This window comes from Parageobacillus sp. KH3-4, assembly GCF_022846435.1.
In the GTDB taxonomy this organism is placed as follows: domain Bacteria; phylum Bacillota; class Bacilli; order Bacillales; family Anoxybacillaceae; genus Parageobacillus; species Parageobacillus thermoglucosidasius_A.
The window spans coordinates 2,059,965-2,075,975 of the sequence record NZ_AP025627.1 but is presented as its reverse complement, the minus strand read 5'-3'; the positions used below and the strand labels follow the sequence as shown (position 1 = coordinate 2,075,975).

12 protein-coding genes are annotated in these 16,011 nt (G+C 39.6%); 11 read left to right on the top strand and 1 reads right to left on the bottom strand.

Features of this window, described 5'->3' with window-relative positions; genetic code table 11:
• The first annotated feature begins 7 nt into the window (after nt 1–7).
• From MWM02_RS10670 to MWM02_RS10625, 10 genes are all read left to right on the top strand, one after another.
• On the top strand, nt 8–850 hold the full coding sequence (locus MWM02_RS10670; protein WP_064550459.1) for a sugar phosphate isomerase/epimerase family protein: 843 nt from the start codon (nt 8–10) through the stop codon (nt 848–850).
• A 17-nt stretch (nt 851–867) separates the two neighbouring features.
• Nucleotides 868–2,802 (top strand): 3D-(3,5/4)-trihydroxycyclohexane-1,2-dione acylhydrolase (decyclizing), encoded by a 1,935-nt coding sequence (gene iolD, locus MWM02_RS10665; RefSeq protein WP_244401970.1) that lies wholly within the window; start codon nt 868–870, stop codon nt 2,800–2,802.
• Nucleotides 2,803–2,835: 33 nt separating this feature from the next.
• A complete protein-coding gene (gene iolE / locus MWM02_RS10660; protein ID WP_064550457.1) occupies nt 2,836–3,771 on the top strand; it encodes a myo-inosose-2 dehydratase in 936 nt (311 codons plus the stop codon).
• Nucleotides 3,772–3,787: 16 nt separating this feature from the next.
• Nucleotides 3,788–4,621: a 5-deoxy-glucuronate isomerase gene (gene iolB, locus MWM02_RS10655; RefSeq protein WP_244401969.1), complete on the top strand. Its 834-nt coding sequence runs from the start codon at nt 3,788–3,790 to the stop codon at nt 4,619–4,621.
• Nucleotides 4,622–4,639: 18 nt separating this feature from the next.
• Nucleotides 4,640–5,647: a 5-dehydro-2-deoxygluconokinase gene (gene iolC, locus MWM02_RS10650; protein WP_244401968.1), complete on the top strand. Its 1,008-nt coding sequence runs from the start codon at nt 4,640–4,642 to the stop codon at nt 5,645–5,647.
• A gap of 18 nt (nt 5,648–5,665) precedes the next feature.
• Nucleotides 5,666–7,126, top strand: a complete 1,461-nt coding sequence (locus MWM02_RS10645) for a CoA-acylating methylmalonate-semialdehyde dehydrogenase (protein ID WP_064550454.1) — start codon at nt 5,666–5,668, stop codon at nt 7,124–7,126.
• Nucleotides 7,127–7,195: 69 nt separating this feature from the next.
• Nucleotides 7,196–8,101, top strand: a complete 906-nt coding sequence (fba, locus tag MWM02_RS10640; RefSeq protein ID WP_244401967.1) for a class II fructose-1,6-bisphosphate aldolase — start codon at nt 7,196–7,198, stop codon at nt 8,099–8,101.
• 13 nt (nt 8,102–8,114) lie between these two features.
• Nucleotides 8,115–9,842, top strand: coding sequence for a methyl-accepting chemotaxis protein (locus tag MWM02_RS10635; RefSeq protein ID WP_244401966.1), 1,728 nt, complete (start codon nt 8,115–8,117; stop codon nt 9,840–9,842).
• Nucleotides 9,843–9,881: 39 nt separating this feature from the next.
• Nucleotides 9,882–11,084 (top strand): MFS transporter, encoded by a 1,203-nt coding sequence (locus MWM02_RS10630; protein ID WP_244401965.1) that lies wholly within the window; start codon nt 9,882–9,884, stop codon nt 11,082–11,084.
• Between the two features lie 449 nt (nt 11,085–11,533).
• On the top strand, nt 11,534–12,556 hold the full coding sequence (locus MWM02_RS10625) for an AI-2E family transporter (RefSeq protein WP_244401964.1): 1,023 nt from the start codon (nt 11,534–11,536) through the stop codon (nt 12,554–12,556).
• A 75-nt stretch (nt 12,557–12,631) separates the two neighbouring features.
• Here the strand turns inward: MWM02_RS10625 and MWM02_RS10620 are convergent, their stop codons facing one another.
• A complete protein-coding gene (locus tag MWM02_RS10620; protein ID WP_244401963.1) occupies nt 12,632–14,341 on the bottom strand; it encodes a sigma-54 interaction domain-containing protein in 1,710 nt (569 codons plus the stop codon).
• 228 nt (nt 14,342–14,569) lie between these two features.
• Between MWM02_RS10620 and MWM02_RS10615 the strand changes: the two genes are divergently transcribed.
• Nucleotides 14,570–16,003, top strand: coding sequence for an aldehyde dehydrogenase family protein (locus MWM02_RS10615; RefSeq protein WP_064550450.1), 1,434 nt, complete (start codon nt 14,570–14,572; stop codon nt 16,001–16,003).
• The last annotated feature ends 8 nt before the right edge of the window (nt 16,004–16,011 follow it).

Sequence of the window (16,011 nt, the reverse complement as noted above, 5' to 3'; positions counted from 1 at the left end):
AAGCATAATGAAAATTGCATTTAATCAAGCAACAACGATGAAGAAATCCACATTAAAAGCGGATTTAGAACTCTGTGAGAGATATGGATATGATTTGATTGAGATTCGATTAGATAAGTTAAGAGATTATCTTATTGGCGATACAGTAGAAGAGTTAAAAGAATTTTTTGAACATCACCGAATCAAGCCGTATGCATTTAATGCGTTGGAGTTTATTACATTCAGAGATCGAGAAGAATATACACAAATACAAAATGATTTGCAGTTTTTATGTGAGGTTGGTGAAAAAATCAACTGCAAAACAGTGATTGCTGTTCCAAGTTTTGATATTGGTGATTATACAATATCGGAAATAAAACATGAAACGGTTCGGGTGTTACACGAGCTAGCGCAATTGGCGGAACCATATGGAGTGCGATTGGCGTTGGAATTTTGTGGGTATCCAAATTGTTCAGTCAATACTTTTGCTCAAGCGTATGATATTGTTCAAGAAGTAAATCGAGATAATGTTGGTATTGTACTAGATTGTTTCCATTTTTACGCAATGAATTCCCGTATCGAAGATTTACAAGCCGCAGACCCATCAAAAATTTTCGTATTTCATATTGATGATTGCGAAGATTTACCTTTTGGAGCGCTACGCGACCATCATCGTGTGTGGCCAGGAGATGGGGCTATTGATCTAGATCAAATTTTGCGTACATTAAAAGAGATTGGCTATTGTGAAATGGCATCGGTCGAATTATTTCGCCCGGAATACTGGGAATGGGATATAGAAAAAACGATTAAGACGGCTAAAGAGAAAACAGAAAAAATATTGAGTAACTATTTTGAGTTAAGCAGATCGTGAAAAAGGAGGGGAAAATTATGAGGACGGTTCGATTAACGACTGCGCAGGCATTAATTAGGTTTTTAAATCAACAATATGTTGAATTCGATGGAAAAGAGCAAAAATTTGTCAAAGGAATTTTTACAATTTTCGGACATGGGAATGTACTTGGAATTGGTCAAGCGCTTGAAGAAGATCCTGGGGAATTAGAAGTGTACCAAGGTCGTAATGAGCAAGGAATGGCACATGCGGCGATTGCCTTTGCGAAGCAGAAACATCGAAAACAGATTATGGCATGTACTTCTTCTGTAGGCCCAGGAGCAGCCAATATGGTAACAGCAGCTGCAACTGCTTCAGCTAATAATATTCCAGTCTTATTGCTTCCAGGAGATACGTTTGCAACAAGGCAACCTGATCCGGTTCTTCAACAAATTGAACATTATCATGATTTAACGATTTCTACGAATGATGCCTTCCGCGCTGTCAGTAAGTATTGGGATCGAATCAGTCGTCCAGAGCAACTCATGACGGCAATGATTAATGCGATGAGGGTATTGACGGATCCGGCAGACACAGGTGCAGTCACCATTGCTCTACCACAAGATGTTCAAGGAGAGGTATATGATTTTCCTGAGTATTTTTTCCGAAAGCGTGTTCATCGCATTGAGCGCCGTGTGCCGACTATTGATGCGGTGAAAGATGCAGTGGAGCTGATTCGCAGAAAGAAAAAGCCAATTATTATTTGCGGCGGGGGTGTTCGCTATTCGGAAGCTGCGGAAACATTAAAAAGATTTTCTGAAAAATTTCACATTCCTTACGGTGAAACACAGGCTGGCAAAAGCGCAATTGAAAGCACACATGCTTATAATCTTGGGGGAATTGGGGTAACTGGTAATCTTGCTGCCAATATGATTGTGAAAGAAGCTGATCTTGTTATCGGAATTGGTACAAGGTTTTCGGATTTTACGACTGGTTCAAAACAGTTGTTCCAAAATCCAGATGTAGACTTTTTAACAATTAATGTGTCCGAATATCATGCATATAAGCTTGATGCGGTGAAAGTCGTTGCTGATGCCAAACTAGCACTTTTAGCCCTTGAACGTGAGTTGGAGAGGATTGGTTATCGTTCTGAATATACAAATGAAATTGAACTAGCAAAATCAAAATGGAACGATGAATTAAGACGTTTGTATAAAGTACGATACAATGAACAGGGATTTGTACCAGAAATTGCTGGTCACCTAGATGAAGTGCTTCCTGAGTTTTATGAATTATTTGGTTCTTGTTTGACACAAACAGAGGTAATTGGGGTTATCAATGAACTTATTGATGAAGATGCGATTATCATCGGAGCGTCAGGAAGTTTGCCAGGTGATTTACAGCGAATGTGGATATCGCGTAAACCGAATACGTATCATATGGAATACGGATATTCGTGCATGGGATATGAAATTTCAGGGGCTCTCGGGGTGAAGATGGCGGAACCAGAGAAAGAAGTATATGCGTTTGTAGGTGACGGAAGTTATTTAATGCTTCATTCAGAGTTGATTACTAGCATTCAAGAACGGAAAAAAATCAATATTTTGTTATTCGATAACGCAGGGTTTGGATGCATTAACAACTTACAAATGGAACATGGAATGGGTAGCTTCGTCACAGAATTTCGTTACCGTAATATGGAAACGGGACGTTTGGACGGAAACTTCATCACCATTGATTTTGCACAAAGCGCTGCAGGCTATGGTGTGAAAACATATAAAGTTTACACGCTTGATCAGTTAAAGGAAGCTATCGCGGATGCGAAAACCCAAACAGTATCGACACTAATTGATATTAAAGTTCTCCCGAAAACGATGACACATGGTTATGAATCATGGTGGCATGTTGGCGTTGCCGGAACTTCTCGTAATCCAAAAGTAATGGAAGCCTATGCTAAGAAAGAAAGCGAATTGAAAAAAGCTCGAAAATACTGATAGAAAAAATTACAAAATGAGGTGTATTGAAAAATGGGGATGAATGGAATAGCAGAAAATCCGTTTCGGGTTGGTATTGCTCCTATCAGCTGGGTCAATGACGATATTCCTGGTCTCGGAGACCATTATACACAAGATCAAGTATTATCGGAAATGGCTTCGTTGGGGTATATTGCAACTGAAATGGGAAGGCTTTTTTCGCAAGATCCTTCATCATTAAAATCAAAACTCGAAAAATACGGAATCCAATTAGCAAGCAAGTTTATTGGTGTATTATTTTCTGATGAAAAATGTTTAGAAAAGGAGCTGCAATCGTTTCAGAAATGGGCGGAATATTTACATGAAATGGGTTGTAAGCACGTCATCGTGTGTGAAATGGGTGGATCGATGCATTGGGATCCTCGCCGTTCACCTGAGGATAAAACAATTCAAAAGTTAACGGAGAAAGAATGGGAGTCGTTAGTTGAAGGTTTACATAGGGCTGCTAGACTATGTCAGTCATTCGATATGAAACTTGTTTATCATTTCCACGCTGGTACTGTGGTGGAAACTGCGGATGAAATTGACCGTTTAATGGAGTTAACGGATCCGAATCTTGTCCATTTACTATATGATACAGGGCATGCATTGTACGGTGGTTACGATCCACTAGAACTTTTGCATAAGTATGAGGATCGAATCGAATATGTTCATTTAAAAGATGTTCGGCTTAATGTTCTTGAACAAGTGAGAAAGGAGAATCTTGATTTTCGTAGCGCTGTGTTACGTGGAATGTTTACCGTGCCGGGAGATGGTTGCATTGATTTTGTTCCGATTTTTGAAAAATTGATACAAATTCAATATGACGGTTGGATTATTGTTGAAGCGGAACAAGATCCTGCTGTTGCGCATCCATATAAGTACGCAAAAATAGCAAAGGATTATATTGATTCGATTGTTCAAACTTTGATGTCTACAAAACAACGATAAAGGAGTGAGAAAATACATGAGTCGATTAGTTATTTCGAGTCACAAGCCGGATAAGGAAGGAAATGTAGTGAGAGTGACACCGCAATCTGCTGGATGGAAGTATATCGGATTCGAAGTATACATTCTACAAAAAGGGCAAAAGCTGCGGAAGGAAACGGTGAATCAAGAAGCATGCCTAGTTCTCCTTAGTGGAAAGGCAAATGTATTCACTCAATATGGACAATGGAAAAATATTGGTGAACGAATGAGCGTATTTGAAAAGATTCCTCCGTATTCTGTATATGTTTCTTCTGGAGATTTTTACGAAGTAGAGGCTGTAACAAATCTTGAATTAGCAGTCTGCTTGGCTCCAGGGAAAGGTACCTATTCTGCTAGATTAATTAGTCCTAGTGAGATAGAAGTAGAGATAAGAGGTGCAGGAAACATTGAACGAAGAGTTCATAATATTCTTCCGGAGCAAAAACAAGCTGATAGTTTACTAGTAGTAGAAGTATTTACACCGGAAGGTAACTGGTCTAGCTATCCGCCACACAAGCATGATCAAGATAATCTGCCTCATGAGTCTTATTTAGAAGAAACATACTATCACAAAATTAATCCGGAACATGGATTTGCTATACAAAGAGTGTATACTGATGATCGTTCGTTGGATGAAACAATGGTAGTCAAAAACGGAGATGTTGTTTTAGTGCCGAAAGGATATCATCCTGTTGCAGCACCGCCGGGATATGAAGTGTATTACTTAAATGTCATGGCAGGACCAGTTCGGACATGGAAATTCCACAATGATCCAGATCATGAATGGGTAATGGGAAGCAGGTTAGCAGCTAAACATTCATCATCTATATAAGAAAAGTGAGGCGGTTTGATGAAATATTTAACATTTGACCAACAAAAACCATTAGATTTTATTGCTATCGGACGGTTATGTATTGATTTAAACGCCAATGAAATTAACCGCCCAATGGAAGAAACGGTGACGTTTACAAAATATGTAGGCGGTTCTCCAGCCAATATTGCAATTGGAATGTCTCGTCTAGGGATGAAGACAGGATTTATTGGGCGTGTAGCAGACGATCAGATGGGAAGATTTATTATTAATTATTTGAAAAGAAATCATATTGATACATCCAATGTGGTTACCGATAAATCAGGAAGTGTGACAGGGCTTGCTTTCACTGAAATTAAAAGTCCAACTGATTGCAGCATTCTTATGTATCGGGACAATGTCGCTGATTTGAAACTGGAGCCAAATGATATAAAAGAAGACTATATTAAACAAGCAAAGGCTCTCTTAATTTCAGGAACGGCTTTAGCGAAAAGCCCATCTAGAGAGGCAGTGTTTTTAGCGTTACAATATGCGAAAAGACATGGAGTTGTTGTGTTCTTTGATTTAGATTACCGTCCTTATACGTGGAAATCTCATGAAGAAACAGCAATTTATTATAACTTAGCTGCAGAAAAATGTGACGTCATCATTGGAACAAGAGAGGAATTCAACATAATGGAGCGATTTGAAAGCATCAAAAATAATGATGAGAGAACAGCAAAACAGTGGTTTAATTACCAAGCAAAAATTGTCGTTATTAAGCATGGCAAAGAAGGTTCGACTGCTTATACAAAAGAAGGCGAGAAATTTGTGGGAACCATTTTCCCTGCTAAAATCATTAAAACATTCGGAGCTGGTGATTCATATGCTGCTGCCTTTATTTATGGATTAATGCAAGGATGGGATATTCCTAAAGCGATGGAATATGGGGCTGCTGCTGCTTCCATTGTTATTTCAAGCCATAGCAGTTCAGATGCGATGCCGACATTACAACAAATTGAAGAATTTATTCAGAAATATAAAAGCAATCAAATGATAACGAAATAAAACAAGGAGGAAGATAACATGACAACAGCGGCTGAAGTACAAATATTAAAAAATTATATTGGAGGACAATGGGTGGAATCATCTTCTGGAAAAACGGAAGTGGTTCCGAATCCAGCTACAGGAGAAGTTTTGGCCTATGTTCCTATTTCTAATAAGGAAGATTTAAATAAAGCTGTTGAAGCAGCAAAAGAAGCTTTTAAAGATTGGAGCAAAACGCCAGTACCACGTCGAGCTCGGATTTTATTTAAGTATCAACAACTGCTTGTTGAACATTGGGAAGAGCTTGCTCGCTTAGTAACGTTAGAGAACGGAAAGAGCTATAGCGAAGCATATGGAGAAGTTCAACGGGGGATAGAATGTGTTGAATTTGCAGCAGGAGTACCTACGTTAATGATGGGAAAACAGCTTCCAGATATCGCAACTGGCATTGAGTCTGGAATGTATCGTTATCCGCTAGGAGTAGTCGGGGGGATTACGCCATTTAACTTTCCAATGATGGTGCCATGCTGGATGTTCCCGTTAGCGATTGCTTGCGGAAATACGTTTGTCCTAAAACCATCTGAACGTACGCCGATACTTGCCAACCGTTTAGCAGAATTGTTTAAAGAAGCGGGGCTTCCGGATGGCGTGTTGAATATCGTTCATGGAGCACATGATGTGGTGAACGGGTTGTTAGAACATCCAGATGTGAAAGCAATTTCTTTTGTTGGTTCGCAACCTGTCGGTGAGTATGTATATAAAACAGCGGCCGCATATGGAAAGCGCGTTCAAGCGTTAACTGGGGCGAAGAATCATTCAATTGTTATGCCAGATGCTGACTTAGATTTAGCGGTTCAGCAAATTATGAATGCCGCATTTGGATCTGCTGGAGAAAGATGTATGGCTACTTCTGTTGTGGTTACTGTTGGAGATATTGCAGACGCATTTGTAGAGAAATTAGTAAAAGCGGCAAATGAGATTAAAATTGGAAACGGATTAGATGAGGATGTATTCCTTGGACCAGTCATTCGTGAATCGCATAAGGAACGAACAGTCAAATACATTGAACTTGGAGAAAAAGAAGGAGCACTTTTAGTGAGAGACGGTAGAAAAGATGCTGCGACAAATGCCAAAGGTTATTTTATCGGTCCAACCATTTTTGATCAAGTGACAACCGATATGACAATTTGGAAAGATGAAATTTTTGCGCCTGTTTTATCTATTGTTCGGGTAAATACATTGGATGAAGCAATTGAAGTTGCAAATAAATCTCCATTTGCTAACGGTGCTTGTATTTATACAAAAGATGGAAGAAATGTTCGGAAATTTCGGGATGAAATTGATGCGGGGATGTTAGGAGTCAACTTAGGAGTACCAGCACCAATGGCGTTTTTCCCATTTTCCGGGTGGAAAAATTCGTTTTATGGTGACCTTCATGCAAATGGAACAGATGGTGTTGAGTTTTATACACGCAAGAAAATGGTTACAGTTCGCTGGTAATTTCATAGAGTATCAAGCGGTTTCAGCTTGATACTCTTTCAATATTACTACTAAAAGAGGTGATAGTAAATGGCGTTAGTATCGATGAGAGAGATGTTGAGTCAGGCATTAGAAGAAAAATATGCGGTAGGTCATTTTAATATTAATAACTTGGAATTTGCACAAGCTATTCTTCAGGCAGCGGAAGAAGAACAATCCCCGGTAATTTTGGCAGTGAGCCCAGGATACATTCCACATTTAGGAGGCTTACGAACAGTAGCAGCAATTGTAAAAGAATTAATAAAAGAATATAACATTACTGTTCCAGTTGCTCTCCATTTGGATCACGGTTCATCATACGAACAATGCTTACAAGCAATATATGCAGGATTTACTTCTGTCATGATTGATGCTTCACACTATCCTTTAGAAAGGAATATCGCGGAAACGAAAAAAGTAGTGGAGGCCGCTCGTGTTTTCGGTGTCTCAGTAGAAGCGGAAGTAGGCAGAATCGGAGGTCAAGAGGATAATGTCATTGTTGATGAAGCAGAGGCGATGTATGCAATTCCGGAAGACTGCGAACGTTTTGTGAAGGAGACTGGTGTCGACTGTCTTGCGCCAGCGTTGGGATCGGTTCATGGTCCATATAAAGGAAAACCAAAGCTGGGATTTTCAGAAATGGAACAGATCAAGCGATTAACTGGTGTACCGCTTGTTTTGCACGGTGGCACAGGAATTCCTCTTAATGATATTCGTAGAGCGATTTCGTTAGGTACAGCAAAAATTAATGTGAACACGGAAAATCAAATAGCGTTTACTAATATGATTCGACGTGTTTTAAAAGAAAATATTGCATTGTATGATCCGCGAAAATATTTGGCGGAAGCGAGAGAAGCAATAAAAAATATAGTAAAACAGAAAATGCGTGAATTTGGCTCATCAGGGAAGGCGGAAAAAATTCATGATAAGTACCGAATAAAAAAGACTGTTTTATGAGGGATGAGATTTTATGATGGAGTTATTAAAAATACGAAGACGTTTTACTATTCGTCAGAAAGTATGGATAACTTTTTTGATAATTGGCTTTCTATTCTTTTTGACAGTAGGTATTTTCTATTACGGTATCATTGTGATAAATCGTGCTTATGATGATTTTCTTAATCGTAGAATGGTTGTGTTGAGAAACTCCGAACATATTCAACTCCAAGCTTTGCAGCAAATCAATAGTTTACGTGCTTTTCTTATATCTGGTAATCAGCAGTATATAAGAGATATGGAGAGTGCTAATAAAGAATTAGAGAATATTCTTGAGAATATTCTTAATGATACGAAAAAAATAGTAAAAAATAATGAAGAACAAAGTCGTATTAGAAAAATACAACTGCTTAATAAAGGATTTATTAATTCGTCAAAATATGCAATTGACTACAGAGATGATAATGCTCCAGTACAATTGATTTCTTCTCTTGCTGATTTTTCCAATAAGTTTGCAAATGATATTTTGCTTGAGTCCAAGAAGCTATCAAGTCTGGAAGAGAAGCTTCTCGAGAAACAAATTTCTCGAAATAGTCACCTTGTTATTCAACTGCTTTCTATACTTATTCTTGTTTGTATCTTTGTGGCATTACTCTTTTTATTTATTGGATGGATGGTTTCTAGAATGATTGTCAAGCCGGTTGTGATGGTATCAAACGCTGTGCAAAAAATTGCCTCTAGCGATTTGACGTTAGGTCCTATTCAAGTCAACAACAAAGATGAAATTGGTGAGTTGGCACAATCGTTTAACGACATGGCAAGAAATCTTCGCCATCTTATTCAAGAAGTCAGTGGGAATGCAGAACAAGTAGCGTCATTTTCTCATGAATTAACAACGACAGCAGAACAAACAAGAACAGCAACTGAACAAATTGTTGCTACGATGCAGGAGGTGTCAGCAGGTGCTTATAAGCAAATAGAAAATATTGAGAATAATTCACAAATCATTCAAGAAATGTCTCTAGCTATACAACAAATTGCAAATCATGCACAAATTGTTTCTTCAAAAGCGATTGAAGCTTCCAAAAAATCAGCAGAGGGAAGAAAAGCAATAGAAATGTTAGTACAACAGATGACGTTAATTAACCAAACAGTAAGCAGTTTGTCAAACGTAGTAAAAGAGTTAGGAATGCATTCAAGAGAAATCAATCAAATAATCGAAGTAATTACCGAACTTTCTGAGCAAACACATTTATTAGCCTTAAATGCAGCTATAGAGGCAGCAAGGGCAGGGGACCATGGACGCGGATTTGCTGTGGTGGCGGATGCAGTTCGCAAGTTGGCAGAACAGTCTGCGCAATCTGCTCAGCAGGTTTCCTTATTAATTAGTAAAATTCAACAAGAAACAAATAGAGTGGTAATATCAATGGAGGATGTAACAAAAGAGGTAGGATCAGGTATACAATTGGTTAACTTTGTTGATGAATCGTTTGTTCATATTTATAACACAGTTAGCGACGCAACTACTCAAATACAAAATGTATCATCTGCTGTAACACACGTGGTATCAGGCACAGAACAAATCGTACAATCGATGAAACAGGTGAAGTCAATTACAGAGTCAGCACATTTGGGAGTACAGGGAGTATCTGCGGCAACTGAAGAACAACTAGCGTCCATGCAAGAAGTTTCTGCTGCTGCTTATACGTTATCACAAATGGCGGAGAAGTTACAAATGTTAATTAGGAATTTTAAAGTATAATGCGGGAATGAAATAGGATGAATGATGAGGGGGGATAAGTTGCGCTCGTTTTCTTCTAATAGAGATCGGTACCTTTTTTTAATTGCTTCATTTATATTTTGGTTTTCGAATTTTATTTATATGCCGATTTTATCTCCGTATATTGAGTTGTTAGGGGGAACTTACACTTTTATTGGTATTGTTTTAAGCAGTTATGGATTTATGCAATTTTTATTCCGTCTTCCTATTGGAATGATTTCTGATTTTATGAAGCGAAGAAAACCATTTATTATACTTGGAATGCTAATGACAATGATTAGCGGTTTGATGTTTGCGTTAACAAATAGTTTAGGTTGGGCGCTTGTTTCTCGCTCGCTTGCTGGGGTTGCTGCGGCGACATGGGTGGCTTTCACGGTTCTTTATTCGAGCTATTTTTCTGATGAGAAAATTTATAAAGCGATGAGCAATATTTCTTTCGTTGTTGTTTTAGCTCAACTAACAGGCATGTCTATTAGTGGTTACATTGTTGATAAATGGGGATGGCATGCCCCATTCTGGATAGGTGGAATTCTAGGGATGATTGGGGTAATCCTTTCTCTTTTTATTTATGAACCGAAAGATAAAGATGTAAAACAGACCTCTATACAAATGAAAGACCTTATATTGGTGATGAGAGAACCATTGCTTTTAAGGGCTTCCTTACTTTCCATTTTGGCTCACAGCATCATTTTTACCACAATGTTTGGATTTATACCGATGTATGTGTTGCAAATAGGACTTCAAGAAAGTGACTTGAGCATGATTGTTTTTTCGTTTATGATTCCTCATGCATTAGCGACGCTTTTTATGGAAAAAGTGTTCGTTCCATTATTTGGGAAATGGAAATCGTTGATGTTAGCATTTCTCTGTAGCGCTATTTTTACTCTTATCACCCCTGTTATTAAAGATAAAGAATTATTATGTGTCATACAAGCACTCAATGGGTTTTCTCTAGGATTGCTATTTCCGCTATTATTGGGAATGTCAATTGAAACGATTGATGATGATAAACGAGCGACAGCAATGGGGACCTACCAAGCAATTTATGCTGTTGGAATGTTTGGAGGACCGTATTTTGCCGGTATGTTGAATTCGGCAATGGGGATTCATGCAGGTTTTTACTTTGCAGGTGTGTTAGGAATAGTAGCAATGATACTAATATTATCTTGGAATTATAAAGAACGCGGGTCTATCCGTTACTCTAACTATAGAAAAGTTCCATGAGCGCGCTTTGCTCTCCACCCGGCATGAAAATGGCCGCTCCAAGCGCGCATTTTCATAGAAAAAACTAAAGTTAATTTATATGCGCCAGCACGCATCGTGCCGGCGCATTGCTATGTCAAGCGATGGACGGTTCTATTTTTTAAGAAAGTATCGCATTTGGACTTTTTAGGAATTATGGAAATAATCATCTTCGAGCAAAAAAATTATATGAACGAGCGGGTGAATTTCCCATAGGCCCATCTTGACAGCAAATCGACTCCTTGTTCTTGCATTGATGAAAAATGACTGCAAATCAATGAGCTTGTCCGCTTGCTCCCTTCCTTGTTTATTGATAGCAATGAAAGCGCTTATTTAAATATTTCCAGCAAAAATTTTTATTAATTTTTTTGGGATTGTACGGTAAAATCAATAGTGGTAAAAACTCTATTTAGCAACGGGGAGATGGATCAGTGGGATCAGAAATCATGCAATTTTTCAAGCGATCGACGTGGAAAAGAATCGTTATTTTTTCTATTTTAATTTTTATTCTCTATTTAGTTCGAAGCATTTTAAATATTATTTTGCTTACTTTTATTTTTTCTTTTTTAATGAATGGGCTTGTTGACTTTATTTCTAAAAGGATTCGCATCAATCGGAAAATTATTGTGCTGCTATTGTATGCCGCGGTCGTTTCCATCCTTGTCTACGGCGTCGTCAAATATTTGCCCGTCGTTATTAACGAGATTTCACAGCTGATCAAACAGCTTACGGAATTTTATTCGAAGCCTAAAGATAATATTGTGTTTAATTACATTATCGAGCAACTGAAGCAATATGAAATTACTACTTATTTGAATTTTGGAATGACATATTTAATCAAATATTTCAGCGACATTAGCAGCGTCGGTCTGCAAATTTTGCTTGCGTTAATTTTAAGTTTATTTTTCCTTCTGGAAAAAGAGCGGATTATTTCATTCACGAATCGTTTTAAATATAGCAAAATCAGCCCTTTTTATGATGAATTAGAATATTTTGGAAAAAAATTTGCCCGTACGTTTGGGAAAGTTATTGAAGCTCAATTTGTCATTGCAACGATTAATATGACAATTACGGTAGCGGGCTTGTGGATCATGGAATTCCCACAATTATTCGGGCTGGGGATATTGATCTTTTTTCTCGGATTGATTCCTGTTGCGGGCGTGATCATTTCGTTGTTTCCGCTGTGCTTTATTGCTTATAGCATAGGCGGAGTAATGAAAGTCGTTTACGTTCTCATTATGATCGCCGTTGTTCACGCGCTCGAAGCGTATGTTTTAAATCCAAAATTGATGTCCTCGAAGACGAATTTGCCCGTTTTTTATACGTTTATCGTTTTGATTTTTTCAGAGCACTTTTTTGGGGTATGGGGGCTGATTTTAGGGATTCCCGTATTTGTATTTATTCTTGATGTGCTGGGAGTAAAGACAGTGCAGGGAAAACGGGATGATGAATAAATGCATGTTTATAAAATGGAGCCATGCAAGACGATTTAAAGCGATAAGCGAAACAAAAACCAGCGCGCCGGTGCATTAGCGCCGGCGTAACGTTTTTTCAGATTTCTCCCACTTTTTCAATTTTTTCACGAGCGTAGAATGATCGATTCCTAGCTGCTGTGCTGCTTTTCGCAGCGATGTATTCTTTTCGATCGCTTCATAGATGAGGCGTCTTTCAAACTGTTCGACCCGTTCTTTGAGCGTCAACGGAGATGTGGCTGCCGTTTGGTCATAAATGTGCAGCGGAAGGTCGTGCGGTTCGATCAGTTGGGACGGGACGGAAACGACCATGTTTTCCATCAGGTTTTTCAGCTCCCTTACATTTCCCGGCCAGTGGTAGCGTTGCAAAATCTCCTTTGTTTTAGGAGATAAATGTTTATCGATGCGGTAGAGCTTGCAATAAAAGGAAAAGTAATAGTCAAGCAACGGCTCGATATCTTCAGGGCGTTCGGCCAATGGAGGAATATACATTTCAATGACCTGCAGCCGATAATATAAATCTTCGCGAAATTTTCCTTGTGAAATCAGCTCTTTTAAATTCCGATTCGTTGCCGCGATGATGCGCACATCCAGTTTTTTCGTTTTGTGGCTTCCAATTCGCTGGACTTGTTTTTCTTGCAGTACCCTCAATAACTTTACTTGTAGCGATAATGGCATTTCTCCAATTTCGTCGAGCATGATTGTTCCTTTGTCTGCTAATTCTAATAGGCCGATTTTTCCGTCTTGCCGCGCTCCTGTAAACGCTCCCTTTTCATAACCGAATAATTCGGATTCCAGCAACGCTTCTGGTATGGCCCCGCAGTTTATTTTAATAAATGGCTTGTCTTTTCGCGGGCTGAGATGATGAATCAAGTTGGCGATGACTTCTTTCCCGACGCCAGATGGGCCGGTTAGTAAAACGGTAGTAGGGTAAGGAGCGACTTGTTGGACTTTTTCAAAAAGTCGTTTCATCGAGGGGCTGCGAAATACGATTTGCTCATTGGAACCGTCAACGGAGAACGTATAGCGGTGGTGGCTCATTTCCGAGAAACTTTTTGCTTTTTCTAGCTCCGCTTTCATTTGAATGAGTTGAGAGATGTCGCGAACGCTGGTCACGACCATTTCGATATCTCCCTGCTCGTTGAAAACAGGGTTTCCGGTGACAATGACATCTTTTTTTCCGCCGATTTTTTGCAAAATGGAAATTCGCTTTTTTTGTTGTAAAACGAGAAGAGAGACGGATTGGTCAAAATACCCTTTTTTTACTAAATCATACATATGATTTCCGACAAGTTCTTCTCGGCGGAATCCTGTAATGGCTTCGTAAGCGGAATTTACCATGATCGTAATGCCATTTTGGTCGACAACGTAAATGCCATCTGTCGAAAATTCGATAATCGTTTCCATTTGCTTAAACAGAGAATGGTAGTGTTCCATTTGCGATATATCTTGGAGGACACCGATCGCTCCAATTAGTTCGCCGTTTCGGTGCAATGGAGTTCGATTGACGAGACATTGGCGTCCCGCGATGTTCATTTTTACCCCGATCGAACTTGTTCCGTTCTCTAAGACGTGAGGAAGCTGGGTAGTTGGAATAAGATCCCGTATATCTTTTCCTTCCCAATTTTCGTTTTCTATTTGAAGAAGCTTTTTGGCAGGAGAATTGATTAATAAAATTTTCCCGTTTCGATCTACCACAATGACTGCGTTATGGATGGAAGAAAAAATGCTTTCCCATATATGGGGATCCATGATGGTTTGTTTCATCATATTGGACCTCCTTATGTTGATGGTGGTGAAAAAATTCAATATGTGGTGAAAAAATTCACTACTAAACCTATTCGGTATTCTTTTAAGATTCTCCTTTTGATGGTGATTTTTTTCACCATATTCATCATGGATATTTTAAAAAATCACTTATTTTAAGAATATTATCAGTATTGGCACGGTATTTGCATTATTAGTGGTTGAACAAAAAGGGAGGAGAGGGAGAGAATGAACGAAGAAACGAAAGGGTTATTTATCGATGGAAAGTGGGTGAAAAAGCCAAGAACGTATGAATTGCGCGCCCCTTATAATGGACAATTGTTAGCGCGCATCAGCATGGCCGATGCAGACGATGTGGAGAAAGCGATTTCTGGAGCGCAGCGGGCTTTTCAAACGATGAAAGATTTGCCTGCCTATCAGCGTTCAGAAATATTGTTTCGGGTTGCGCGGTTATTGAAAGAGCGCAAGGAAGAAATGGCGCGGATTGTCGCCAAGGAAGCAGGAAAGCCGATTCGCACCGCCCGGGGGGAACTGGAGAGAACGATTGTGACGTATCAATTTGCGGCGGAAGAGGCAAAACGGATTTACGGGGAAACGATTCCGATGGACGCCGCTCCCGGCGGAGAAGGCCGCATTGGCATGACATGGCGCGAACCGCTGGGAGTTGTCGTGGCGATTACCCCTTTCAACTTTCCTTTTAATCTAGTTGCCCATAAACTTGGCCCGGCTTTTGCCGCAGGGAATACGGTAGTATTAAAGCCGGCGGAACAAACCCCTTTAAGCGCGCTGGCGATCGCTGAAATTTTTCAAGAAGCAGGTCTTACGGACGGGGCATTGCAAGTCATAACGGGAAGCGGCCGGGAACTTAGCGATGCTTTGTTAATGGATGAGCGGGTGAAAAAAGTTACGTTTACCGGAAGCGCGTCAGTTGGAAAACTGATTAAGCAAAAAGCAGGATTAAGGAAAGTGACGCTAGAGCTTGGTTCGAACGCGGCATTAATTGTCGAACCGGATGTTGCGTTGGACAAAATCATTCCGCGGTGTGTAGAAGGAGCGTTTTCTTACGCCGGGCAAGTGTGCATTTCGCTCCAGCGCGTTTATGTACATGAAGCGATTTACGAAGAATTTTGCAAACGCTTTATTGAACGGGCCAAACAGCTAAAAGTCGGCGATCCTTTAGATGAAGACACGGACATTAGCGCAATGATTCGCCAAAGAGAGGCGGAGCGCATTGAATCGTGGGTGGAAGAAGCGGTTCAATCTGGAGCGAGAATTGGATTAGGCGGCATACGCAACGGTTCGGTGTATTCACCGACGGTTTTGCTTGATGTAAAGCAAGATATGGCAGTCTCGTGCCGGGAAGTTTTTGCGCCGGTTGTATCGATCGTTCCGTATCGGGAATTACAAGAGGCTATTGAAATGGTCAATGATTCGGTATACGGACTGAATATCGGAATTTATACAACCAATATTCAGCGCGCTTTATATGCAGCGCGGCACATTGAGTCTGGCGCCGTGATCGTCAATGACATTCCTACGTTCCGCGTCGACCATATGCCGTATGGAGGAGTGAAGGAAAGCGGTTACGGACGCGAAGGGATTAAATATGCTGTCGAGGAAATGACGGAATTAAAGTTTGTTTCGATAAAAACAGATTTTTAAAAGGGGAG

What these genes read in the sequence shown, in the direction of transcription:
- MWM02_RS10670 (WP_064550459.1), top strand. Translation starts at nt 8, where the DNA reads ATGAAAATTGCATTTAATCAAGCAACAACGATGAAGAAATCCACATTA.
- iolD (WP_244401970.1), top strand. Translation starts at nt 868, where the DNA reads ATGAGGACGGTTCGATTAACGACTGCGCAGGCATTAATTAGGTTTTTA.
- iolE (WP_064550457.1), top strand. Translation starts at nt 2,836, where the DNA reads ATGGGGATGAATGGAATAGCAGAAAATCCGTTTCGGGTTGGTATTGCT.
- iolB (WP_244401969.1), top strand. Translation starts at nt 3,788, where the DNA reads ATGAGTCGATTAGTTATTTCGAGTCACAAGCCGGATAAGGAAGGAAAT.
- iolC (WP_244401968.1), top strand. Translation starts at nt 4,640, where the DNA reads ATGAAATATTTAACATTTGACCAACAAAAACCATTAGATTTTATTGCT.
- MWM02_RS10645 (WP_064550454.1), top strand. Translation starts at nt 5,666, where the DNA reads ATGACAACAGCGGCTGAAGTACAAATATTAAAAAATTATATTGGAGGA.
- fba (WP_244401967.1), top strand. Translation starts at nt 7,196, where the DNA reads ATGGCGTTAGTATCGATGAGAGAGATGTTGAGTCAGGCATTAGAAGAA.
- MWM02_RS10635 (WP_244401966.1), top strand. Translation starts at nt 8,115, where the DNA reads ATGATGGAGTTATTAAAAATACGAAGACGTTTTACTATTCGTCAGAAA.
- MWM02_RS10620 (WP_244401963.1), bottom strand. Translation starts at nt 14,341, where the DNA reads ATGAAACAAACCATCATGGATCCCCATATATGGGAAAGCATTTTTTCT.
- MWM02_RS10615 (WP_064550450.1), top strand. Translation starts at nt 14,570, where the DNA reads ATGAACGAAGAAACGAAAGGGTTATTTATCGATGGAAAGTGGGTGAAA.